The following is a 24,019-nucleotide window of genomic DNA, read 5'->3' on the forward strand; positions in this document are numbered from 1 at the left end:
GCGGCCGTCAGCGGCGCCAGCGCCTGCGCCGCCGCCAGCAGCGGCCCCACATCCGGCGCGCGCTCCCCCACGCGCTCGGACAGCGCCGCCGACAGCCGCCGGATGGCCGGCAGCATCCCCGCCGCCGGCGCCAGCGCTTCGGCCGATTCCTGCAACGCCGCCTCGATCGCCCCCTGGATCTGCGCCTCGGTCAACGCAGCCTCCCCGGCACGCGGCGGCAGCCGCCCCTGGCTCACCTCCAGCATCCGCAACGACAGCGGCCCGGCCGCGCGCGACGCCAGCACCGGCGCATTGCGCAGATCGCGCGGCAGCATGTCGGCATCGGCCAGCGGCGCCAGCGCGTTCAGGCGGAACAGCGGGTCGTCGTCCTCGTCGGCATCCAGCGGCGGCAACAGCGCCTCCCAGTACCGCTCCACCAGCCCCCGCAGCAAATCCATGCCGGCATTGAACCCCGCCAGCCCCTCCAGATTGGTCCACGCGCGCAGCAGCAACACCGCAATCCGCAGATCTTTCGAGCGCAACAGCAATTCAGCCGCCGCATCGCGCACCCGCCGCCAGTCCGGCTCCTCCGCAGGAATCACGGTATCGCCGAACTGCTGCTCGGCCTTGCGCTGCGCGAGCGTCTCCAGCGCGACGAAAGCCGGGTCGTACTCCAGATTGGGCCCGCAAGGCGGCTGCTCGGCCGCCTCGGCCAGGAAGGGTTCGATGTCGATCATGGGGTTCCCGAGTAAGGGCCGCGCAATCAACAAAACGAACGACCGTCCGGTTTTTGAAAAAGCGACTCACGCTTGCCGCTGCGCGCGGCGCCGTCCCAGCGTCGCCGATGCCTTACGCTATCGAGGCATCAGATGATGGCTTGCAGGCCCTTGTCGGCGATAACGTTGAGCAGCTTGAGCGCCGGACCGGCGGGATGGGTTTCGCCTTGTTCCCACTTGCGCACGGTCGAAGCCGTGGTGTGCAGGTGAAGCGCGAACACCGGCTGGCTGAACTTCAGGCTCTCGCGCAGGCGCTTGATATCGGCCGCGCTGAACTCCCGCACCCGGGGCGGACAAATCGCATCGAACTCGCGCATCGTCACCTTGCCGACGGCGCCCGCTCTATGGAGCGTGGCCAGATCGTCACGCAGCGATTCAATGATCTTGCTCACAATGCACCTTTAGCAACACACCTGATTGCAATGCCTTCGCCAAGGCTTCAGCAGGCAATTGCAGGAATACCTGGCCGGCGAATCGCAGTGCCTTCTTTTCGTCCCGTGTGATATTGGCCTTGTCGTTCTTGGGAAACCCGTGCAGGAACACGTAGCGGCTACCGATCCGGGCCGATAACAGTGTGCGGTAACCGCCACTCTTGCCTCCGCCGGGGAGGATGCGCGACATTCGGTCTCCAAATATACCCGATACGGGTACACTTTTCTATGCCTTTAACCGTGCTTGCCACGCCATGGTAGTGGCCTCCAGACGGATGCTTTGGCTTGGCATATGACCAATCCAACACACAGGACGAATCTTCGCGCGGGATTCCGGCGCGGCGGCCCACCTGCGGCCTTTAAAAAAACCGCCGCCTGATTCGTCTCATAGGCAGGGCGGACGCGGCGCGGATGTCGATGTCCCGCCGCGACTTTTTTTCCGGACAGCCCCCGATGCGCCTTGCTTCGTTCCATCGATCCGCCGGCCTGCGCCGGCCGGCCCGGGTCGCCGCGGCGATCCTGTGCGCCGCCGGCCTGGCCGCCTGCGCCGGCAAGCCGCCGCCCCCGCCGCCTCCGCCGCCGCCCACGGTGGCGCTGGTCTCGCTGGCGGCCGCCGCCGACGCCAACCCCGACGCGCGCGGCCGCGCCTCGCCGGTATCGCTGCGGATCTACGAACTGCGCTCGCGCGCCGCGTTCGACAGCGCCGATTTCTTCAGCCTGTACTCGCGCGACCGCGAAACCCTGGGCGCCGACCTGGCCAACAAGGACGAGCGGGTGCTCAAGCCGGGCGACTCGGCGCAATTCAAGCTGGATCCGAAGCCGGACACCCGCTTCATCGGCGTGGTCGCGGCCTACCGCGACATCGAGCGGGCCAACTGGCGCGCGGTGGCCGAGATCCCGCCGAACAAGACCACGCCGGTGCGCGTGCGCGTGGAGCGCAACGGCCTGGCCCTGACGACACAGTGAAGCCCGCCGCCGCGCGGCCGCCCGCACACGGGCCGGCCGCGCGGCCGGGCCGACGACGGGCGGAAAGCGATGGCATGGCATCAACGGGTGATCTGGTCTGAAGGGCTGTTCCTGCAGCCCCAGCACTTCCAGCAGCACGACCGGCACATCGAACGGCTGGTGCGCGCGCACGCCGAGGCCACCCAGCCCTACGGCTGGGGCTTCACCGAACTGGCGCTCGACGAGGCCGCGCTGCGCATCGGCAAGATCGTGCTGGCCTCGGCGCGCGGCGTGCTGCCCGACGGCACGCCGTTCGAACTGCCGGCCGAGGAAGAAGCGCCGCCGCCGCTCGACGTGCCGGCCGACGCCAAGAACGAACTGGTCTCGCTGGCCGTGCTGGTGGCGCGCCCCGGCGCCAAGGAAGCCGACATCGGCGGCGGCGGCGACGCCGGCGCGCTGCGCTACGCCGTGCGCCACGCCGCGGTGGGCGACAACACGGTCGGCGCCGACGGCCGGGCCGACATGCAGCTCGGCTCGCCGCGCCTGATGCTGCTGCTGGCGCGCGACCTCACCGACGCCCACGCCGCGCTCGGCGCCGCCCGCATCGTCGAACGCCGCGCCGACAACCGCGTCGACCTCGACGCCGCCTACGTGCCCCCCATGCTGCACGCCGGCGCCTCCCCCGTGCTGGCCAGCTACGTGCGCGAAATCCTGGGCATGCTGCACCAGCGCGGCGACGCGCTCGCGGCCCGCATGATCCAGCCCGGCCGCGGCGGCGTGGCCGAGATCGCCGACTTCCTGATGCTGCAGACGGTCAACCGCTACGAGCCGCTGTTCGCCCACCTGCCGCAGCCGTCGCCGCTGCACCCCGAACGCCTGTACGCCACGCTGCTGCAACTGGCCGGCGACCTCGCCGCCTTCCGCAGCCAGCGCCGTCCGCCGGCCTTCCCCGCCTACCGCCACGACGACCTGCAGGCCAGCTTCCGTCCCGTCATGCAGGACATCCGCGATTCGCTGTCGATGGTGATGGAGCAGAACGCGGTCGCCATCGAGCTGCAGGACCGCCGCCACGGCGTGCGCGTGGCCACCATCGGCGACCTGGAACTGGTGCGCACCGCCAGCTTCGTGCTGGCCGTCAACGCCCACCTGCCCGGCGACGCGCTGCGCGTGCGCTTCCCCACCCAGGTCAAGATCGGCCCGGTCGAACGCATCCGCGACCTGGTCAACCTGCAGCTGCCCGGCGTCGGTCTGCGGCCGCTGCCGGTGGCGCCGCGCCAGATCCCCTACCACGCCGGCTTCAACTACTTCGAACTCGACCGCGCCAACGACCTGTGGAAACAGCTCGAACGCACCGGCAACCTGGCGATGCACATCGCCGGCGAATTTCCCGGACTCGAGCTCGAGTTCTGGGCCATCCGGACCTGACGCGCAAGGACGATCGCCATGACGCAAAAGCCCGGCGGCGATCCTTTCGCCGCCTTCGAATCCGACCGCACGCTGATCAAGCCCAGGCCGGGCGGCCGCGCCACCAACGCGGCCGCCCCGGCCGCGCCGCCGCGCGCCGCGCCCCCCGCGGCCGACGCGCCGGCCCTGGGCCTGGACCAATTGTTCGGCCTGGGCGGCGGCATCAACCCGCTGATCGACGCCGCCCAGCCGCTCCTGCAACTGGCGGTGCAGATCCGCGCCATGCCCGGCTGCCCCGACCCCGCCGCCCTGCGCCAGCGCATCGCGCAGATGATCCGCCGCTTCGAACGCGAAGCCGCCTCCGGCCCGCGCGCGGCCCTGCCCGAACACGTGGTGGCGGCCCGCTACGTGCTGTGCACCTTCCTCGACGAAGCCGTGGCCGGCACGCCCTGGGGCGCCGGCACCTGGAGCGAACAAAGCCTGCTGGTCATGTTCCACAACGAAACCTGGGGCGGCGAAAAAGTCTTCCAATTGCTGTCGCGCCTGGCGCAGAACCCGGCCCGGCACCTGCCGATGCTGGAGCTGGTCTACGCCGTGCTGAGCCTGGGCTTCGAAGGCCGCTACCGCGTCGACGACAACGGCCGCCAGCAGGTGGCCACCGTGCGCGAACGCCTGTACCGCATGATCCGCAAGGAACGCGGCGAGCCCGAACCCGAACTGTCGCCGCAGTGGCAGGGCGTGGCCACCCAGCGCCGCCGCGTCACCGACGCGCTGCCGGTATGGGTCGTCGCCAGCCTGGCCGCGGTCCTGCTGGCCGGCCTCTACTTCGTGCTCGACTTCGCGCTCAACGGCCGCTCCGACCAGGCCTTCAGCGCCATCGCCGCGGTCCGCACGCCGCCCCCGCCGCCCACCGTGGTGCGGCAGGCGCCCAAGCCGCGCCTGGCCCAGCTGCTGGCCACCGACATCCGCGCCGGCGTGCTGGCCGTCAACGACGAAGTCGACCGCTCGATCGTCACGCTGCGCGGCGACGGCCTGTTCGCATCCGGCAGCGCCGACGTGTCCGAGGCCCTCAAGCCCACCCTGGCCCGCATCGGCGAAGCGCTGGCCTCGCTGCCCGGCCGCGTCGAAGTCACCGGCCACACCGACAACGTGCCGATCCGCAGCGCGCGCTACCCCTCCAACTGGCACCTGTCGCAAGACCGCGCCGCAAGCGTGGCCGCACTGCTGGGCCGCTACGTGGACCCGTCCCGCATCAAGGCCACCGGCAAGGCCGACACCGAGCCGGTGGCGCCCAACGACTCGGCCGCCGGCCGCTCGCGCAACCGGCGAGTGGAAGTGGTGCTGGCCGTCGAACCGGCAGGCGCGCAAATCACGGCGGCAAAGCCATGAAGAAAATCCTCTCGATCCTGTTCCATCCGCTGCTGCTGACGCTGATCGGCTTCCTGCTGCTGGCCCTGTTGATCTGGTGGGTCGGGCCGCTGGTGGCGGTCGGCCGCTACCATCCGCTGGACACCGAAACCGCCCGCCTGATAGCGATCGGCGTGGTGCTGCTGCTGATCCTGCTGCGCATGGCCTGGCGCGCCTGGCGCGCCAGCCGCGCCAACCAGGCCCTGTTCGACGGCCTGCGCGGCCAGGCCCGCAAGGAAGCCGCCGTCCCCCTCGGCCCCTCGGCCTCGGAAGCCGAAGTGCAGGCCCTGTCGCAGCGCTTCGAACAAGCCGTGGCCGTGCTGCGCCAGGCGCGCATGTCGGCCGCCGGCCGCAAGAGCAACTGGCGCGACTGGGTCTCGCTCAGCGGCCGACAGTACCTGTACCAGCTGCCGTGGTACATGTTCATCGGCGCCCCCGGCTCGGGCAAGACCACCGCGCTGATCCACTCCGGCCTCAAATTCCCGCTGGCCGAGAAATTCGGCACCCACGCCATCAAAGGCGTCGGCGGCACCCGCAACTGCGACTGGTGGTTCACCGACGAAGCCGTGCTGATCGACACCGCCGGCCGCTACACCACCCAGGAAAGCAACCGCGACGTCGACCACGCGGCATGGACCGGCTTCCTCGGCCTGCTCAAGAAAAGCCGCCCGCGCCAGCCCATCAATGGCGTGCTGCTCACCATCAGCGTGGCCGACCTGCTGACCCAGAACGCCGCCGAGCGCGAAGCCCACGCCGGCGCGCTGCGCGCCCGCCTGGCCGAACTGTCGGAAACGCTGGGCATCCGCTTCCCGGTCTACGTGCTGGTCACCAAGGCCGACCTGCTGGCCGGCTTCATGGACACCTTCGGCGAACTCAACAAAGACGACCGCGCCCAGGTCTGGGGCACCACCCTCGCGCTCGACCACGAAGCCGAACCGCTGTCGCGCGGCCTGGACCGCGAACTCCAGGCGCTGGAAAAGCGCCTGGCCGAACACGCCCTCGAACGCATGCAGGCCGACCGCGACCCCGCCGGTCGCGCCGCCGCGCTCGGCTTCCCGCAGCAGTTCGCCGCCCTGCGCCGCACGCTGGGCGAATTCCTCGAACAGGTGTTCACCCCGTCGCGCTTCTCCGAAACCCCCATGGTGCGCGGCGTCTACTTCACCAGCGGCACCCAGGAAGGCAGCCCGATCGACCGCGTGATGGGCACGCTGGCGCGCGCCTTCGGCCTCGAACGCCAGGTGCTGCCGCCGCAACAGGCCAGCGGCCGCAGCTACTTCATCACCCGCCTGCTGCGCGACCTGGTGTTCGAAGAGCAGGGCCTGGCCGGCACCAACCTGCAATGGTCGCGCCGCCGCCACCTGATGCGGCTGGGCGCCTACGCGGCCATCGCGGTGGCGGCCGTCGGCCTGGCAGCCGCCTGGACCATCAGCTACCTGGGCAACCGCGCCTACGTCGACACCGTCACCGCGCAGGCCGCCGCCGCCCAGAAACAGCTGGGCGACATCAACGCCAACCGCAGCACCGAACTGGTCGCGCTGCTGCCGATGCTCGACCGCGTGCGCCAGCTCGCCTCCACGCCCGAGACCGACGCCGCCGACGCGCCGCTGTCGATGCGCCTGGGCCTGTGGCAGGGCGAAAAGCTCGACGCCGCCGCCAGCCTCAGCTACCAGCGCCTGCTGGCCGACTGGATGCTGCCGCGGCTGTCGGCCCGCATCGAGGAAATGGCCCGCAGCGCCGGCCCCGACAACCTGGAGTTCGCCTACGAGGCGCTCAAGGCCTACCTGATGCTGCACCAGCCCGAGCACATGGACACCGACGCCCTCAAGGCCTGGATCGCCATCGACTGGGAACGCAGCCTGTCGCGCTCGATCGACGCCGACCAGCGCGCCGCGCTGCAGCGCCACCTCGACGCGCTGCTGGCGCAAGGCGCCGCCGTGCGCGCCAACCTGCCCTACGACCCGCGCCTGGTCGACGGCCTGCGGCGCATGCTCACGCGCTACACGCTGCCGCAGCGCATCTACAGCCGCCTGAAGCGCCAGGGCGTGGGCGAGAACTACCCCGAATTCACCGTGGCCCGCGCCGGCGGCCCCAACGCCGCGCTGGTCTTCACGCGCGACAGCGGCGAGCCGCTCAACCGCGGCGTGCCCGGCCTGTTCACCTACGACAGCTACCACAAGGCCTTCGCCACCGCGATCGACCCCATCGCCCGCCAGCTGGCCAGCGAGGACGAATGGGTGCTCGCGCTGCCCGCCGCCTCCGAGGCCGGCAGCCGCGACCCGGTGGCGATGGAACGCCTGAACCAGGACGTGCGCCGCCTCTACCTGGAAGACTACGCCCGCACCTGGGAAGCCTTCATCAACGACGTGCGCCTGACCCGCGCCGCCGACCTGCAGCAGGCCATGCAGATCGCCCGCATCCTGTCGGCGCCCGACTCCCCGCTGGCCGCCTTCCTCACCGCCGCCTCGCGCGAAACCACGCTCGGCGAACGCCCCGCAGGCGAAGCCAACGTCGTCTCGCGCACCACCGACCGCATCCGCGACGCCCGCCAGGACCTGCTGCGCATCATGGGCGGCGACGATCCCACCAGGATGGCGCCGGTGGTCTCCGGCCGCATCGAAAACATCGTCGACAACCGCTTCGCCGGCCTGCGCGCCCTGGTCCGCCCGCCGGCCGCCGGCCAGCCCGCGCCGATCGCGCAGACGCTGTCGCTGATCAACGACGTCTACATGTACCTGAGCGCCACCGACGCCGCCATCCAGTCGCGCACCCCGCTGCCGCCCTCCGACGTGCCGAACCAGCTGCGCGCCAACGCCGCCCGCATGCCCGAGCCGGTCCGCTCGCTGCTGACCCAGCTCGGCCAGGTCGGCAGCGCCGAAACCCAGCAGGCGCGCCGCGCCAACCTGTCGGCCGACCTGCACACCGCCGTCTCGGACTACTGCAAGAAAGCCATCGGCGGCCGCTACCCCTTCGTGCGCAGCGCCAGCAGCGAAGTCACGCCCGAAGACTTCGGCGCCCTGTTCGGCCCCGGCGGCCGGCTCGACGACTTCTTCACCCGCAACCTCGCCAACGACGTCGACACCTCGGCGCGCCCCTGGGCCTTCAAGCGCCAGGTCGACGCCACCGCCACCATCAGCCCCGCCGGCCTGGCCCAGTTCCAGCGCGCCGCCACCATCCGCGACGTCTTCTTCGCCGGCGGCGGCAAGACCCCCGCGCTGCGCCTGACCTTCAAGCCGATCGAGATGGACCCCTCCATCCTCCAGTTCGTGCTCGACATCGACGGCCAGATCGTGCGCTACGAACACGGCCCGCAGATCGCCACCTCGGTGCAATGGCCCGGCAGCCGCGGCACCGGCCGCGTCAGCCTGCAACTCACCCCGCCGCCGTCGGCCGCGGCCGGCCCGCTGTCGTTCGAAGGCCCCTGGGCGCTGTTCCGCATGTTCGACCGCCTCGCCATCGAACCCACGCCCCAGCCCGAACGCTTCGTCGCCGTATTCGACACCGAAGGCCGGCAGGCCCGGTTCGAGGTGACCACCAGCAGCGTCAACAACCCGTTCCGGCTGCCCGAACTGCGCAGCTTCGCCTGCCCGGAGAACCTGTGAACGGCCTGCCGCCCGAAGCCGCCGGCTGGTACGGCAAGCTGCCGTCGCTGGGCGACTTCGCCTCGCGCCGCCTGCCGGTGGATTTCATCGAGCCCTGGGACGCCTGGCTCTCGTCCGTGCTCGAAGCCAGCCGCCGCCGCCTCGGCAACGACTGGCTCAATGCCTATCTGTCCTGCCCCGTATGGCGCTTCCTGCTGCTGCCCGGCGCGCTGTCCGCCAACGGCTGGGCAGGCGTGCTGCTCGCCTCGGTGGACAGGGTAGGGCGGCACTTCCCGCTCACCGTGGCGGCGCCCATGGACAAGCCGCCCGCCACCCCGGCCGCGCTGGCCGCGTTCTGGCACTGGCTATCGGCCCTGGAGCGCTGCGCCCTCGACGCCATCGAATACGACCACGACGCCGCCGCCTTCGACGCCGCGCTGGCCGGCGTGGTGGCGCCGCTGCCGGCGCCCGCGGCAAGCAGTCCCATCCCCTGGCGCGCACTGGCGGACGGCCGCAGCCTGTGGACCGCGTTCCCCGTCGGCCCCGACCAGCCCTTCGACCTGCACGCCGCCGCCGGCATGCCGGACCCCGCCGCGTTCGCCGTCATGCTCACAGGCCGCTGACGACAGGAGCCCGCGTCCCGATGCCCACCGACGGCCATCCCCACAACGCCCTCCCGCCCGGCACCCAGCTGGCCGAGTTCGAAATCCTCGACCTGGTGGGCGAGGGCGGCTTCGGCATCGTCTACCTGGCCGACGACACCTCGCTCGGCCGCCGCGTGGCGGTCAAGGAATACATGCCGTCGGCCATCGCCCACCGCGCCGGCGGGGGCACCGTCTCGGTCAAGTCGGCCCGCCACGGCGACACCTTCGAGGCCGGCCGCCGCAGCTTCATCAACGAAGCCCGCCTGCTGGCCCGCTTCGATCATCCCTCGCTGCTCAAGGTCTACCGCTTCTGGGAAGCCAACGGCACCGCCTACATGGCCATGCCGTTCTACGAAGGCGCCACGCTGAAAGAAACGCTGGCCGCCACCGACGGCCCGCCCGACGAAGCCTGGCTGCGCGGCCTGCTCGCCCCGCTGCTCAACGCCCTGGCCATCATCCACGGCGAACACTGCTACCACCGCGACATCGCCCCCGACAACATCCTGCTGCTCAAAGGCAGCGGCCGCCCCCTGCTGCTCGACTTCGGCGCCGCCCGCCGCGTGATCGGCGGCATGACGCAAGACCTCACCATCATCCTCAAGCCCGGCTACGCCCCGGTCGAGCAATACGCCGAAGTCCCCGCCTTCAAGCAAGGCCCCTGGACCGACCTCTACGCGCTGGCCGCCGTCGTCCACTTCGCCATCCGCGGCCGCACCCCGCCCGAAGCCGTCGGCCGCGTGCTGAAAGACAGCTACGTCCCGCTGGCCACCGACACTTCCGGCCGCTACAGCCAGCCCTTCCTGCAGGCCATCGACCGCGCACTGGCCGTCAGTCCCGAACAGCGGCCGCAAAGCGTGCAGGAGCTTGCCGCCGACCTCGGCATCCGGATCGACGCCGGCTATCACCACGGCGACCCGTTCGTCGCCGAAACCGGCATGGCCGGCACGCGCAGCGCAGCGGGCGCCCTCGACCTCCTGGCCCCCGAAGAACGCGACGACGCGACGCGCATCCTGCCCTCGGCGCCACGCACCACGGCGGCATCTGCCAGCGTATCCCCGGCATCCGTGTCCGCCGCTTCCGTGCCCGCCGCTTCCGGACCCGCCCCGGCCCGTCCCGCCGCCAGCCGAAAAAAATGGCCGCTGGCCGCCGCAGCCGCCGGCATCCTCGTCCTGGCAGGCCTCGCTGCCATCCTGTGGCGCCCCGGCGCATCCGACAGCGGCGACACGGCACCGGCCTCCTCGGGCCAGCCAAGCCAAGCTGCATCGACAGCCGGCCCACCGGACCAAGCCAACGGCGCGCCGGCACAACCGGCCCAACCTGGCCAGACGGCGGAAGCGGACCGATCGCCCCAAAGCGCCGGCACGCTCGGGCAGCCCAACCAAGCCACGGAGCAAACCAGCCAGACCACCCCCGTTCCCGCCGCGCCAAACGACGGCCCGGCAGCCGACATGCCCCCCTACAACCCCTTCGACGAACTCGCCCGCCTGCCCGCCCTCGGCGACCCCGCCGTCCAGGTCCGCGTCGACAACACCCGCGCCGTGGCCCGCATCGGCCGCGACACGCTGTCCTTCAGCGTGCGCAGCAACACCACCGGCTACCTGTACGTATTGATGGTCGACCCCGCCGGCAAATTCATCCAGCTCTTCCCCAACGGCATCGACGCCAACCACCGCATCCAGGCCAACCAGCCGCTGCGCCTGCCGCGCCCCAACTGGCCCATGGACGCCGGCGAACCCGCCGGCCTCAACCGCTTCGTCGCCCTAGTCTCGGCAACCGAACGCGACTTCACCCAGGCCGGCCTGACCGCCACCGGCGACGTTTTCCAGGAATTCCCCCCCACCGCCCAAACCGCCGCCGCCCGCCTGCGCCGTCCCGACTACTCCCCCTTCGCCGGCCAGGCTCGATGCCCCACGCAGACGCCATGCAACCCTGCCTGGGGTGCTGCGGCGTTCGATGTGCAGGTCAGGTATTGATGAGATTTCCTATCCCCTTATTCGGGAAGGCCTTCCTTACCATAGAGAAAGTCTTGGCTGCGGGCCGCTATTGGGCCAGCGGATACCTTGGCGGAGGCGGATGCTCGGACCGCTTGAATGAGCGCTTGGCGCAACGTTCGATCTGGCTTTGCAACAACAGGCGCCAGTCGTGCTGCGGCTCGGCCATTCAGCGTAAAAATGATTTCGTCACCGGCCTCTGCGCGCCGTATCAGTTCAGCCATCTGTGCTGTAGCTTCAGTAATGAATACCTTCATTGCGTATCCCAGACCGCCAGCCTTACCGGCTTGCCTATCCGGCTTAGCATTCCAACCAACGCATCGATGGTGAACTTCGCGGTTTTCTTATTGACCACATCGGAAACACGAGGTCTCGAAATCATGAGAATTTCCGCCGCCTGAGCCTGTTTCAGATGGTGCTGTTCAATCCACGCAGCCAGTTCACCCATCAACTGCTCTTTGAGCATCTTCGCGTCGTCGATCTGCCGCTTCGAGGCGGCGTGCAACCTGCGCGCTTCCTCGGGAGGGAACCCCAACTCCAGGAACAGATTGGCTCCAGCCTTGGTGACATGGCGGATTGCGGTATCGACTTTCATGGCTTGGCATTCCTGATGTTGGCGACGGCGATATCTCTTTCTCCATCTAACTTTATTGTATAATATTTTATACAAAACTCCACAAGCACAAACGCCCCGCCGCACATGCGACGAGGCGTCCGCCTTCACAACTCAACGCGCAATGACCGCGCGTCTCAACCGGGCATCAACCCTCCGCCCTACAACCCTTCCGAAAACGCGCTCTTCGGCCGATCCACCACCGGCTGATCGATCACCGCACGCTCTCCTTCCCCGGTCCAATACGGTTCGAGCCCGTAATGGCTGTGCAGCGACGTCGCCCACGACGCATCGGCAAAGCTCGGCCAATGGTCCTTGTCGAACCCCGGCGCATTCTTCACCACGTCGGCCGGCACGCTCAGGATGAACGCCTTGCGATCGGTGTCCAGCGTCAGCGCGCTCCACGGAATGGCCAGCAGCTTGTCGCCCATCCCCAGGAAGCCGCCGCTCGACAGCACCGCGTAGGCAATACGCCCGCTCGACACGTCGAGCATGATGTCCTTGATCTTGCCCACGTCCTGGTCATCCGAGCTGTAGACCGTATTGCCTTCCAGCGTATCGGCCGCCATGATGTTCGGCCCCGGCCCATCCGCGGTCGCCGAGCCCTTGCCCACGATGCCCGCGCCACCCGCCGCCGTGCCGGTACGTTCGTTGTAAGCCATGATGTCTCTCCTATCGATTACGGCATCCGCTGCACTTCCGATGCTGGATGCCGATCCGGTTGGGATAACGCATCGGTAAGTGCAGTCAGACCAGCAATCCGCGTGCCCAGCTGCATCCGCCCGCGCCATCACAAGGGCTCGGCCACGATGGAAAAACCGCGCCGCCGAAGCTGCTCGAGCAGACCGGCCGCGCCCGTCAGATGAATCGCCCCCACCGCCACGAACACCCCGCCACGCCGCAGCAAAGCGTCCAGCCGCGGCAGCCAGCGCGCGTTGCGATCCTCGATCAGACAACGCCGCGCCTGCTGCTCGGCCGCCCGCCCGCGCGCATCCAACCCCTCCATCGCGTCGACATCATCCATCCACCCAGCCAAGTCCCGCGTACGGTAATACTCCAGCGTCCGCGCCGAATCCTCGGCGAACAGCCACGGCGTACGCAGCCGCTGTTCCAGCACCGGCGCATGCTCCACCGCCGGCACGCAATCCAGCGCAGCCAGCTGCTCACGCAAGGTCTCCAGATGCTCGACCGCCAAACCCGCAGCCGCCGCGCGCCGCTCCAGTTGCAGATCGAGCAACTGATCGCCGGCCGTCTCGCCCCGCGCCTCCAGCAGCGCCAACGCCGCCCACGGCTTGAGCCGCGACAGCCAGGCCGGCGACACGTCGGGCAGCAATTGCGCCAGCGCCCCGAACGCCGGCGCGCCGATCAGCGCGCGCAACCCGTCCTTCCCGGGCAGCAGCCGATAACGATCCATATCCGGATCCCAAGGCGCCTGGTTATCCACCTCGTTGACGAGCCGCCGCATATGCCCCAGCGCCTCGAACACCACATCGGTATCGAGCCCGAGCTCGGCCGCGCTGCCGAAATGCAGCGTGCCGAACAGGAAGCTGACGGTATCGTCCCCATGCCCGCCCGGCGGCTGGACCCGGAACAACACCCCGCGCCAGCGCCGCCACGCCTCGGGATCGTGCCCGGCCTCCTGCGCGACCGCCGGCTCCCGGGGTCTTTGCATCACGCCCGGCTCGCGATCCTGCGCCCGCGGCGCATCCGGCACAACCAGCGCAGCCGCCCCCAGCAGCCCGCCGGCAATCAGCGCCATCGCGCGCATCGGCAATCCCATGATCCGCTTCTCGTGAACGTGCAATCGATTCTGCGGACCGCGCGCCGGCAGGGCCATAGTCCGAGCGGCCTATGCCTTTGGTTGCAAGCCCCCGTGCTTGCTCCTTACGCGGAGTAACGACTATCTTTGAGCCTCCCGGCGCAACCCCAACCACGCATGCGCCGGCCGCTATCCCGGGGGAGGCATGAAAATCCTGATCGCCGACGATCATCGGCTGGTCGTAGAGGCCGTCAAGGCCAAGCTGGCCGAGCTGGGCCCAGGCGTGGAATTCCGCGCCGCGATGAAGGTGGAAGACCTCGACACCGAAGCCACCGAAGACATCGACCTGGCCCTGGTCGACCTGACCATGCCCGGCGCCGACGGCTACCAGCACATCGCCGAACTGCGCCACCGCCTGCCGGCCATGCCGATCATCGTGCTGTCCGGCGTGGAAGACCCCGAGGTCATGCGGGCCTCCATCGAACTCGGCGCGCTCGGCTTCATCCCCAAGGCCTACTCGCCCGAAGTCATGCTGTCGGCCGTGCGGCTGGTACTGGCCGGCGGCGTCTACATCCCGCAAATGCTGCTGTCGGCCATGCCGGCGTCCACCGCGACACCCGCCGCGCCCATCCTCGACGCCGCCCCCGCCGCACCGGCATCCACCTCGGTCGACCAGTTGCGCGGCCTGCTCACCGAACGCCAGGTGGACGTGCTGCGGCTGCTGTCGCAAGGCAAGCCCAACAAACTCATCGCGCGCGACCTGGGCATCAGCGAAGGCACGGTCAAGATCCACCTGGCGGCGATCTTCCGCGCATTGAACGTCAGGAACCGGACCGAAGCGGTGGTGGCGGCGCGCAGCCTGTCGGGGCTTTGAAGGCGGGCAGGGCGCTAAACGTACACGCGCACGACGATGCTGGCGATGCCGGCAACCGCCACGCCCAACATCCACTTAAGCAACAACATCTCGCCACCCAGCCGAAGCGACATGTTTTTGATATCGGCGCGCAAGGACTGGTCCATATTCTTCATGTCAGAACGCAGCGCCTGGTCGAGATTTTTCATCTCCGCCTGGAGATCTTCCCCCATTCGAACCATATCGGCGCGCGTAGCAAGATCCCGGCGCAGGCGATGTTCGATCTGATCCAGGTTTTCGCGCGTAGCCAGATCCTGCCGGAGCCGCTGCTCCAATCGCTCCAGATCTTCGCGCGTGGCAAGGCTGGACAAATTCGATTCAGCAAATCCAGCCAGGACCGCCGTCTGGGCCCTGGCCTGCTCGCGGCTAAAGCCCGCCTGTTCGAGGCGGTCCGCCATACTCAAGGTGTCGAAGGTCAGCGCATTCATGGGTAAAGGCTGAAACACGAAATCAGGATCGATTTCACTATAGCCCACGGCCTTCCACGCGCGCTACGCCGTCCTGGGACAAAAGCGTCCTATGCTAAACGGTGCCGCCGCCCCGGTTATTCGTCGTCCTTGAACACGGTCGCCATCAGCGAGCTTTTCCGTGCTAGTGATGGGGGTGGTATAGCGTGATTTGCGCATGATTGTGCACTTAATTACCACGCCAAGCGCAATCTGGGCAAGTTCGTGCACATGCGCTCCGATGCACAACAATTTCCCGCCCGCGCCGCGCTAAATATCTACGTAAATGTAAATCCCGCCGCCATTCGTAACAAATGCTTCACCGCCCAGCCCTATTTTCGGCCATCCGGCCTACCCCGGCGTCCGGTGCTGCGGACAAGGCACCTGCACGATTTCATGATCCTCCAGCCGCGCAGCCGTCAACTGCCCGCCCCACACGCACCCCGTATCCAGCCCCAGCAGCCCCGGCCGTATCACCTGCCCCATGGCCGACCAATGCCCGAACACCACCGTGACCGACTCGGTGGCACGCCCCGGCACCTCGAACCAGGGCATATACCCCTGCGGCGCCTTGCCGGCGCCTTCCTTGGCGTTGAACTCCATCCGCCCTTCGGCCGTGCAAAACCGCAGCCGCGTCAACGCATTGACCACCACGCGCAGCCGGTCAGGCCCTCGCAGCCCATCGTTCCAGGCATCCGGCGTATTGCCGTACATCTGCACCAGGAACTCAGTCCAGCGCGGCCCACGCAAGGCCGCCTCCACCTCGGCAGCCAGCGCCAAGGTCTGCGCCGCCGTCCAGGTAGGCAGCACGCCCGCATGCACCAACAGATGCCCGCGCGCGAAATGCGCCAGCGGCCGCGTGCGCAGCCAGTCCACGATCTCGCCCAGATCCGGCGCGTCCAGAATTTCCTGCAGCGTGTCGGATTTACCGGCTTTGCGGATACCCGCCGCCACGGCAAGCAAATGCAGATCGTGGTTGCCCAGCACCGACACGGCCCGCTCGCCCAGCGCCATCACCCGCCGCAGCGTAGGCAGCGAAGCCGGCCCCCGATTGACCAGGTCGCCGGCAAACCAGAACCGCGCCGCGGCATCCTGCGCGATCCGCGGCTGGCCAAGCAGATCCTGCAGCGAATCGCAGCAGCCCTGCAGATCGCCAATCATCCAAGTGCTCACTGAAGAGCCCTCCTGTCGCTACGCGACATCCTCCCCAAGGGAGGACGCGCGCCCCTTCGGGCGGCCGGGCGGGGCGCGCTCATGCCCCAACCCTCCGGCGCCACGGCAGCCGGCTGCCATATTCCAGCGCCAGCATCGCCCCCAATCCGCCCGCCATCGCCATCGCGTTCGGCCCCACGGCGGTAAGCCAGGCGGGCCAGCGATTGAGCATGCCGACGTTCAGCGACAACTGGTTCAGCATGAAGAATGCCACCCCCAACAGGATCCCCACGAACACCTTCACCCCCACGCCGCCGCGCCGCGTCTGCATGAAGCCGAGCGGCGCCGCGATCGTCACCATCGCCAGCAGCGTGAAGGGATAGATCACCTTGCGCCAGATCGCCACCACCTGCCGTTCGGCCACCAGATGATTGCTGCTCAGATAGCGGATGTAGTTCACCAGATTGGCGAACGACATCCGCTCCGGCGTCAGCACGCGAGCGAACAGCAACTCCGGCGTAAGCGAAGTCGGCACCGACATCTGCGCCTGCTTCGTTACCGTAACGGACGGCGCCGTGGCGCGGCGGCCTTCGTCCAGCGCCGACTCGGCGTCAGGCGAAACGGTGTTGATGGTGGCGTTGCGCAAGGCCAGATGGCCGGTCTCGAAGGTGGCCGACTCGGCCTGGACCACGGAACTGAGCGCCCGGCCCTGGTTGAACTCGTACAGCGTGATGCCCACCGCGCCGCCGCTGGACTGCAGCCCGGCCACGTTGATCATGCGTTCGCCCGTGGGCGTGCTTTCCTTGAACCAGTAGCCGCTGCGCAGCATGCCGGAACTACTGCCGGTGCTGCCGGTGTATCGCAGGCGGGCTTCGTTCAGCTTGATTTCAGCCGCGGGCGTGAGCAGCTCTGCTACCAGCAAGGCCAGCACCACCACGGGAATCGTCACCACCCACAGCATGCCCAGCAAGCGCATGCCGCTTACGCCGGAGACGCGCAAGATCACCAACTCATGCCGCTGCGCCAGGCCCGCCAGCGCGAGGATGCTGCCGATCAGCAGGCCGATCGGCAGGATGTCGTAGACGCGGGTGGGGAGGGCGAACAGCTCGAGTATGAACAGGTGGTACAGCGTGAAGCCGCCACGGCCCACGTCGTCCAGGTCGTCGACCAGGGAGAAGAAGGTGAACAGGCCCACCAAGGCCAGGAGGACGACTGTGGACGAACGGTATATTTCGGTAGCCAGGTAGCGGCGGGCGGTGTTCACGGCTGACAATGCTGCGGCGGAAAGGCGCAGTGTAAAGGAGGATGGCTGCGCCTGCGCCGGCGATCAGACTTTGAAGCCGTGATACTTCTTGCCCAGCGCCAGGGAAGCTTCGAACAGGCCCGCCTTGTTGCCGCAGTCGTAGCGAATACCTTCGTAACGATGAGCGAATACTTTGCGGTTATGCTGCATCAGCGATGCAATGCCGTCGGTAAGCTGAATCTCGCCGCCGGCGCCTTTGCCAAGGTTACGGAGATGGTCGAAGATCTCGCCTTCCAGCACGTAGCGGCCCACCACGGCCAGGGTGGACGGGGCCTTCTCGGGCGACGGCTTTTCGACCATGTCGAAAACCTGGGCAGTCTGGCCTTGGGCCTGATGAGTGTCTACTATGCCGTATTTGGACGTTTCTTCCCGGGCCACGTCTTGCACGCCAAGGACGCTGCCGCCATGGGCAAGAGCGGTATCGACGAGTTGCTTGGTGACCGGCACGTCGGCATCGATGAGGTCATCCGCAAGGAGTACGGCAAACGGCTGTTTTCCTACAACAGGTTCGGCGCATAGTACGGCATGGCCAAGGCCGAGTGGGGCATGCTGCCGGATATAGATGCAGTTTACCGAAGAGGGGATGATGTTCTTGACGGCCGCCAGCAATTCCAGTTTGTGCTTGGCTACCAGTTCAGCCTCCAGTTCCGCGATCGTATCGAAGTGGTCTTCGATGGCGCGCTTGTTGCGGCCGGTGATGAAGACCATGGTCGTGATACCCGCCGCAACGGCTTCCTCGACTGCGTATTGAATCAGCGGCTTGTCGATGACGGGAAGCATCTCCTTGGGCATGGCCTTGGTCGCGGGTAGAAATCGCGTACCTAGGCCGGCAACAGGAAAGACGGCGGTGCGGACGGGGTTCATTGGGAGTTCTCGCTTGGATAGATCAGCTGCAATTGGCAGATGTTACCGCGGAATGATCTCTATTTAGTTCTCACTTGCGGCCGGTTACGAGTGACTCGGCGTGGTAACGAGCGGTGGGGTGGAATGGGGGTTGTCTGAAATTTTATCGGAAAAAATGTTATAGAAGTTAATGGTTGTAGAGAGGGGCTTTTTTTCGTGGTACTTTCTTTGGCCCTCTCAACCGGCCCTACGGGGATTCACTCCCAACTTTTTTCGAGCTCGCGCGAATGTCGATTTTCCGACGTCTCATAATGCCCCTCAGTGGGTTGCTTACGAAGGGATGTATGGTGCCGCTTGCCGCATCGGGTGCGCTCGGCATGGCGCTAATGGCGCCAACTTCGGTGTCGGCCCAGACTGCCGTTATGGTAGAGGCAGGAAACCAGGAGCTACGAGACGATATTCAGTGGCTGATCGATCGAAAAATCATTGACATTACTGCCTCTACCTGGCCCTTGCCGTTATCGGCACTCGAAAAGGCCATGGAGGGCCGTAAGAAAAAGGGCTTGTCCCGCGGCGACGTGCATGCGCTCTTGGCCGTGCACCGGTATATAGAGCAGCAGAGAAAGACATCATTTGGTCTCGTTGCTCAATTCAACAGTGATGCGACGCCGCAGCTCGGATTCGCATCTCAGAGCCGTGCAAAGGCCACTGGTGGAGTTTATTTGCAAGGTTCGACCGGACGCTTGGCCGGGAAATTACAAGCAAATGGGCTTATCGACCCTATCACTGGCAAACAATCCAAATTCAATGTGGAGGGCAGTTATCTCGCTGCGTCCGGCTTGGGACAGGTCATCTACGCCGGGCAGATCGCCCATTGGTGGGGGCCGGGACAGGACGGTAGTCTGAACTGGGGCAACTCCGCCACAGCTATACCGGGCCTGGGGTTGCAACGCGCGGAGCAGACTGCATTCAAATCCCCATGGTTATCCTGGATCGGTCCCTGGGGATATGACCTCTTTATTGGGCAGATGCAGCATGATACCGCCGTGCCCGATGCAAGAGTCCTCAACATGCGTCTGTTCGCGAGGCCGTTCTCCGGACTCGAGCTCGGGGCGTCACGCTTCATTCAGTGGGGAGGAAAGGGCCGTCCCAACAATCTGGGATCGCTTTGGGATGCGCTGACTGGAAATTCTAACGATCCGAACGTTGCCGACCCTAGCAATGAGCTGGCCGGGTTCGATGCCCGTTACACTTTTCCGCTATGGGGCAATCCCCTCACGGTATATGCCCAACTAGCGGGTGAGGACGAAGCGGGAGGTTTTCCGTCTCATTATCTGAGTCAGGTGGGGACAGAATTCAAACACATGTTGGGCTCAAGCCGGCTGCAATGGCACGCTGAGGCGGCCGACACCACAGCTAGCCGCATTTTCGGCCTCGGTGATGGAATGAGAGGCGTTGCATACAGCCATGGGACGTATAAGAACGGCCTTTATCATGATGGTCTACCCATAGGGCATCCCATCGGTGGGACAGGGCAATTGCTTTCGGCTGGGGTGACGATCATACCTGACGATTTTCGCTATTCCTCTCGGTACAGTTTTCGAATTCTGCGTGCAGAAGTTAACGAGACAAGTCAAGCTATCAATCAAGCGTTTCCTTCGCACTCCAAGTGGTATGGAGGTGAGTTCGCTTATAGTTGGGTCATAAGACCCGCTACTTTTCGGGTAGGCTTTACTCTATTGCGCAGTCAGCAAGGCCCTGTTAACGATGGATTCAGTTTCATGCTTGGCATGAATGTCCCGCTAGCGGTGTTGGATTAAATTGCAAAATCGGTAGAGGGTTACGTTGCATGAGAGCAAACATCAGGTAAGTCGTCTATGGCACTAGTACAAGATTCATCCGAACTGCTCGTGCTGGTAATGTGCACTGGTAATGTATGCCGCAGTCCGATGGCGGAAGCTTCCCTAAGCTATCACCTAGCTAAGCAGAAACTGTCCGCTCATGTCATATCCCGTGGGCTAGCTCCACCAATTGGTAGATCACCTCATCCATATGCCATCTCGGTATCCAAAGCACACGGAATTATCCTTGATCCTGCAAAACGAGCCGCGGAAGTTACTAGTGCTGAAGTTGCGTCGGCAGGAGTAATCTTGGTAATGGACAATGAACACCGGTGGGCAGTACAGCAGCGGTTCCCGGCCGCATCTGGGAAGACATTCTTGCTAGGGCAATGGGAAAACGTCGAAATTGCTGATCCGATCCATAAACCCATATCGGCGTTCGAGCTTGCGTGGCAGCAAATCAACGCGGGGGTCTTGCAGTGGATAACACGGCTAAAGCAAGCAGGCATGCTTCATCAGGTTGCCGAGCATGAGTAATGTACGCTGTGTTGCTGACAAGAATACATATTATTGTTCGCCGGGAGTGGTTGTTTCATGTCCTTATTTATTCTGAGAACCAATTTTCACCGTAGGTGGCGGGTCTGCTTGCTGGCATCCATTGGAAGTTTAAGTGGATGTTCGTTGGTTCCTGGTACGTATCTTGGCGTGACAGCTCCGACTATATCGGAAACTGATACTGATTATGTGTATGACACGACAGGCACCGACGATGTGACGGAACGAGCCGATATTTTTTCTATTACCCCAGCATCCATTGCTAAGCTGATCTCAGCGCGAACCGCACTAAACGGTGGCAATGCACAAATAGGATCGAGGCAACACAACATCCAGGAACCAAAATACAGCTATAAAGTAGGGGCTCAAGATGTATTGTTGGTTACTGTATGGAATCATCCGGAACTAAATAACCCAGCAGGAATGACCAATTTATTGGCGGGTCGGACTGTAGGGGAAGATGGCACTTTCTTTTATCCCTACGCGGGCAATGTGCAAGCGGCAGGGAAGTCTGTGCAGCAAATACGATCTGATCTCACCGCCCGACTAAATAAGGTTTTGGTCGAACCCCAGGTAGACGTTTCAGTGCTGACGTACCGAAGTAAACGCGTTTTCGCGATGGGGCAGGTTCAGAAGCCAGGTGTGGTCCCTATAACTGACGTTCCACTCAATGTCACAGACCTTATAACGCAATCAGGTGGAGTAACACCTGAAGCTGATTTAAAAGCCGCGACTCTAACTCGTGGCACAGAAACGATACACATAGATTTGTACGCGCTCTATTATCACGGAGACATTAATCAGAATGTCCGTCTCCAGTCTGGAGACATACTAACAATTCCAGAAAATCGATATAACAAAATCTTTGTGCTGGGCGAAGTTACAAAGCCACAGTCTCTAATAATGCCCCGAGGAAGAATTAGTTTGGCGGAAGCTCTTTCGGATGCCGGGGGATTTAATCCGCTCACTTCAAACGCTGGCCAAATGTATGTAATTCGTCGCGGCCCGGACAACCGCCCCCAAATCTGGCATCTCGACGCCGCTAGTCCTGATGCGTTGGTTCTTGCGGATCAATTTGATCTAGCGCCGCGAGATATTGTGTATGTTGATCCGGCAGCCGTGGCTCGATTCGGTCGAGTAATAAGCAATATCCTTCCTACTGCCCGCTTCATTTATACTGTTGAGCAATAGCCATATAATGATCGCATCTTCCGCCCCGTTGGATCGAGTTGTAGACGCCGTCGAAGACGATATAAGTTTATCGGGTTTAATTGACGTTCTATTGCAGCATATTCGCCTGATTGTCGCGATTTTTGTCGTGGTGTTAGGCTGCGGGCTAGGTTACGTTCTATTAGCGACCCCAATCTACCGTGCTGATGCTTTAATTCAGGTCGAAGCGAACAAGCCGAGTCCACTAAGTGGCGTGCAGGAAATTGCAGACGCTTTGGGTACTGCGGCGAGTCCGGTGAGCGGCGAGATCGAAATACTTAAATCGCGCGAAGTAATTATGAAGGCGTTACGCGCTACGAACGCCGAAATACGTATTTCGCCAAAGCGCTTTCCTATCATCGGAGATTGGATTGCTCGCCGGGCTAGTGGTGGTGTGCCAGAAAGCCAGCCACTTTGGGGGCTGCGCGAATATGCTTGGGGCGGTGAGGCTCTCCGAATTGAAGCTTTTAACGTGCCAGATAAGGCATATAACCAGACGTTCGATCTGAAGGTCACGGAGCAGGGATACGATATCCTCGGCTCAGATGGACAGGTCTTGGCGTCGGGTGTGGTTGGGCAGCAGGCTAAGTTCCAAATATATGGGGAGCCCGCTAGCATATCTGTGGCAGATTTGAGAGCGCGCCCAGAGACAGTTTTTCATGTTGTGCGTGCTTCTCCTATTACTGCCTATCGGGCGATTCTGAATAAGATCACAGTTGAAGAGAGTGGAAAGCAGAGCAATATCATTCGAGTTAGTTATGAAGACCATGACATTAACTTTGCACAGCAACTGGTTAATGCTGTGGCATCCGCCTATTTGACGCAAAACGTAGAGCGAAGAAGTGCCGAGGCCGATCAAAGTCTTAAGTTCTTAAGTCAGCAACTCCCCGAAATAAAACAAAATGTAGAGAATGCTGAGAATGCTCTAAATGCATTTCGTACTCGTACCAATACCGTAAGCGTAGAAAAATCGGCTGATAGCCTGCTTGATCAGGCGGTTTCTATCGAACGATCTAGGCTTCAGTTGGAACTGCAAAGAGATGATCTTCGGCAGCGATACAAGCCAGACCATCCAATGTTGAAAGCCATAGAAAGTCAACTAGGAGCAATTGCACAGGAGGCAGTAAAGGTGAACGACACCGTTAGTCGGTTACCAGCAGCCCAGCGCGATCTCCTACGGCTTCAGAGGGATGCAGAGGTAAATAATCAGTTATATATTGCATTATTGAATAATGTCCAGCAATTGAAAGTGGCAAAAGCTGGAACTATAGGTAATGTTCGAATAATTGATTTTGCAGTGCGGGATACGCAGCCAGTTGCACCGAACAAGCCCATAATCGTTGTAGCTACAGCAATTATTGGTTTAGTCTTAGGCGTCATTGCGGCATTTGCGGCGCGTGCGCTTCGTCCTACTGTTCGGGAAATATCTGAAGTAGAAAAGAGTACTGGTCTTGTTTCTTATGCGTCCGTGCCTGAAAGTCACTTGCAGGAAAAGCTGGACCTAAATACTAAAGGCCGGGGTTCCAACTCTATACAACTACTTGCAGTGTCATATCCCGACGATCCGGCCGTCGAAAGTTTACGTTCACTACGAACCGGTCTCGCTTTTGCATTGATGGGAGCGAGAGATAAGAATATTGTTATCACGGGCGCGACAGCAGGACTAGGCAAGAGCTTTATTTCAGCAAACCTAAGTGCCCTTATTGCTTCCTCGGGGCGGAGAACCCTGTTGATTGAAACCGACATGCGCCGCCCGAAACTGGGGACGTATTTCGGTTATGGCCGTGTATCAGGTCTTTCTGATGTGCTTGCAGGAACGGCTAAATTTGAAAACGCCGTGCTGTCGCCGAACGTTGGTAGTGGTATCTTGGATGTACTTCCCTCCGGACAAATCCCACCCAACCCCGGTGAATTGCTATTAAGCAATCAATTTTTAGAGTTAATAAATAGCGTCCAACATCGATATGATCACATCATTTTTGATTCCACGCCGCTATTGCCTGTAGGTGATACCTTAGCTGTAGCTCGTTGTGCTTCAACTATATTTATGGTTGTTAGGGCAGAGCGGAGCACAGTGGCAGAAGTCAAAGATGCTATACGCAAACTTGAGGCGGCAGGGGCGTCGGTAAAGGGGTTGATTTTCAACGGCGTCAAGCGCAACCGCGTAGGTTACGGCTATGCCTATAGATACTATTACACATACGGAAAGAAATAATGCTATGTCCCGATC

General features: G+C 63.9%; 21 protein-coding genes and 1 pseudogene. 11 read left to right on the plus strand and 11 right to left on the minus strand.

The window, feature by feature from the left end:
• From tssA to ABD927_RS12525, 3 genes and pseudogenes are all read right to left on the minus strand, one after another.
• A partial coding sequence (gene tssA, locus ABD927_RS12515) for a type VI secretion system protein TssA (protein WP_345249861.1) occupies positions 1-716 on the minus strand: 716 nt, incomplete at its 3' end.
• A gap of 128 nt (positions 717-844) precedes the next feature.
• On the minus strand, positions 845-1,147 hold the full coding sequence (locus ABD927_RS12520) for a helix-turn-helix domain-containing protein (RefSeq protein ID WP_345249863.1): 303 nt from the start codon (positions 1,145-1,147) through the stop codon (positions 845-847).
• Positions 1,131-1,361, minus strand: a pseudogene (locus tag ABD927_RS12525) (type II toxin-antitoxin system RelE/ParE family toxin); the annotation flags it as partial. The pseudogene ABD927_RS12525 and the gene ABD927_RS12520, both read right to left, overlap by 17 nt.
• 278 nt (positions 1,362-1,639) lie before the next feature.
• Here ABD927_RS12525 and tssJ point away from each other — a divergent pair.
• The 6 genes from tssJ (at position 1,640) to ABD927_RS12555 (ending at position 11,137) form a co-directional block, all read left to right on the plus strand.
• On the plus strand, positions 1,640-2,152 hold the full coding sequence (gene tssJ / locus ABD927_RS12530; RefSeq protein ID WP_345249865.1) for a type VI secretion system lipoprotein TssJ: 513 nt from the start codon (positions 1,640-1,642) through the stop codon (positions 2,150-2,152).
• Positions 2,153-2,221: 69 nt separating this feature from the next.
• A complete protein-coding gene (gene tssK / locus ABD927_RS12535; protein ID WP_345249867.1) occupies positions 2,222-3,556 on the plus strand; it encodes a type VI secretion system baseplate subunit TssK in 1,335 nt (444 codons plus the stop codon).
• 18 nt (positions 3,557-3,574) lie between these two features.
• Positions 3,575-4,924, plus strand: coding sequence for a DotU family type VI secretion system protein (locus ABD927_RS12540; protein ID WP_345249869.1), 1,350 nt, complete (start codon positions 3,575-3,577; stop codon positions 4,922-4,924).
• On the plus strand, positions 4,921-8,541 hold the full coding sequence (tssM, locus tag ABD927_RS12545) for a type VI secretion system membrane subunit TssM (RefSeq protein ID WP_345249871.1): 3,621 nt from the start codon (positions 4,921-4,923) through the stop codon (positions 8,539-8,541). The genes ABD927_RS12540 and tssM overlap by 4 nt, the downstream gene beginning before the upstream one ends.
• Positions 8,538-9,143, plus strand: a complete 606-nt coding sequence (tagF, locus tag ABD927_RS12550) for a type VI secretion system-associated protein TagF (RefSeq protein WP_345249873.1) — start codon at positions 8,538-8,540, stop codon at positions 9,141-9,143. Before tssM ends, tagF begins: the two co-directional genes overlap by 4 nt.
• 20 nt (positions 9,144-9,163) lie before the next feature.
• Positions 9,164-11,137, plus strand: a complete 1,974-nt coding sequence (locus tag ABD927_RS12555) for a protein kinase domain-containing protein (RefSeq protein ID WP_345249875.1) — start codon at positions 9,164-9,166, stop codon at positions 11,135-11,137.
• Between the two features lie 17 nt (positions 11,138-11,154).
• Here the strand turns inward: ABD927_RS12555 and ABD927_RS12560 are convergent, their stop codons facing one another.
• The 4 genes from ABD927_RS12560 to ABD927_RS12575 all read right to left on the minus strand — a co-directional run bounded on the left by ABD927_RS12560 (position 11,155) and on the right by ABD927_RS12575 (position 13,572).
• Positions 11,155-11,412 (minus strand): type II toxin-antitoxin system Phd/YefM family antitoxin, encoded by a 258-nt coding sequence (locus ABD927_RS12560; protein WP_345249877.1) that lies wholly within the window; start codon positions 11,410-11,412, stop codon positions 11,155-11,157.
• Positions 11,409-11,750: a helix-turn-helix domain-containing protein gene (locus ABD927_RS12565; protein WP_345249879.1), complete on the minus strand. Its 342-nt coding sequence runs from the start codon at positions 11,748-11,750 to the stop codon at positions 11,409-11,411. Before ABD927_RS12565 ends, ABD927_RS12560 begins: the two co-directional genes overlap by 4 nt.
• Before the next feature lie 179 nt (positions 11,751-11,929).
• Positions 11,930-12,430 carry a PRC-barrel domain-containing protein gene (locus ABD927_RS12570; protein WP_345249881.1) on the minus strand — a complete coding sequence of 167 codons (501 nt, stop codon included), beginning with the start codon at positions 12,428-12,430 and terminating at the stop codon, positions 11,930-11,932.
• Positions 12,431-12,558: 128 nt separating this feature from the next.
• Positions 12,559-13,572: a TraB/GumN family protein gene (locus ABD927_RS12575; RefSeq protein ID WP_345249883.1), complete on the minus strand. Its 1,014-nt coding sequence runs from the start codon at positions 13,570-13,572 to the stop codon at positions 12,559-12,561.
• A 160-nt stretch (positions 13,573-13,732) separates the two neighbouring features.
• Here ABD927_RS12575 and ABD927_RS12580 point away from each other — a divergent pair, with 160 nt between their 5' ends.
• Positions 13,733-14,401, plus strand: coding sequence for a response regulator (locus ABD927_RS12580; RefSeq protein WP_345249885.1), 669 nt, complete (start codon positions 13,733-13,735; stop codon positions 14,399-14,401).
• Positions 14,402-14,415: 14 nt separating this feature from the next.
• Here ABD927_RS12580 and ABD927_RS12585 read toward each other — a convergent pair whose 3' ends face one another.
• From ABD927_RS12585 to galU, 4 genes are all read right to left on the minus strand, one after another.
• The gene (locus tag ABD927_RS12585; RefSeq protein WP_345249887.1) at positions 14,416-14,868 is read right to left on the minus strand and encodes a coiled-coil domain-containing protein; all 453 of its coding nucleotides are present in this window, start codon (positions 14,866-14,868) and stop codon (positions 14,416-14,418) included.
• Positions 14,869-15,237: 369 nt separating this feature from the next.
• Positions 15,238-16,047: a symmetrical bis(5'-nucleosyl)-tetraphosphatase gene (locus tag ABD927_RS12590; RefSeq protein ID WP_345250203.1), complete on the minus strand. Its 810-nt coding sequence runs from the start codon at positions 16,045-16,047 to the stop codon at positions 15,238-15,240.
• Positions 16,048-16,138: 91 nt separating this feature from the next.
• The gene (gene lptG, locus ABD927_RS12595; protein ID WP_345249889.1) at positions 16,139-17,302 is read right to left on the minus strand and encodes an LPS export ABC transporter permease LptG; all 1,164 of its coding nucleotides are present in this window, start codon (positions 17,300-17,302) and stop codon (positions 16,139-16,141) included.
• A 63-nt stretch (positions 17,303-17,365) separates the two neighbouring features.
• Positions 17,366-18,205 (minus strand): UTP--glucose-1-phosphate uridylyltransferase GalU, encoded by an 840-nt coding sequence (gene galU, locus ABD927_RS12600; RefSeq protein ID WP_345249891.1) that lies wholly within the window; start codon positions 18,203-18,205, stop codon positions 17,366-17,368.
• A 323-nt stretch (positions 18,206-18,528) separates the two neighbouring features.
• On the opposite strand from galU, the gene ABD927_RS12605 reads away from it, so the two are divergent.
• From ABD927_RS12605 to ABD927_RS12620, 4 genes are all read left to right on the plus strand, one after another.
• Positions 18,529-20,004, plus strand: coding sequence for a capsule assembly Wzi family protein (locus ABD927_RS12605; RefSeq protein ID WP_345249893.1), 1,476 nt, complete (start codon positions 18,529-18,531; stop codon positions 20,002-20,004).
• A 99-nt stretch (positions 20,005-20,103) separates the two neighbouring features.
• Positions 20,104-20,562: an arsenate reductase/protein-tyrosine-phosphatase family protein gene (locus tag ABD927_RS12610; RefSeq protein ID WP_345250204.1), complete on the plus strand. Its 459-nt coding sequence runs from the start codon at positions 20,104-20,106 to the stop codon at positions 20,560-20,562.
• 108 nt (positions 20,563-20,670) lie between these two features.
• Positions 20,671-21,771, plus strand: a complete 1,101-nt coding sequence (locus tag ABD927_RS12615; RefSeq protein WP_345249895.1) for a polysaccharide biosynthesis/export family protein — start codon at positions 20,671-20,673, stop codon at positions 21,769-21,771.
• A 7-nt stretch (positions 21,772-21,778) separates the two neighbouring features.
• Entirely contained in the window at positions 21,779-24,004 is a 2,226-nt protein-coding gene (locus ABD927_RS12620) for a polysaccharide biosynthesis tyrosine autokinase (RefSeq protein WP_345249897.1), read from the plus strand.
• The last annotated feature ends 15 nt before the right edge of the window (positions 24,005-24,019 follow it).

Origin of the sequence: Pigmentiphaga soli (assembly GCF_039541095.1) — a bacterium.
Classification (GTDB): domain Bacteria; phylum Pseudomonadota; class Gammaproteobacteria; order Burkholderiales; family Burkholderiaceae_B; genus Pigmentiphaga; species Pigmentiphaga soli.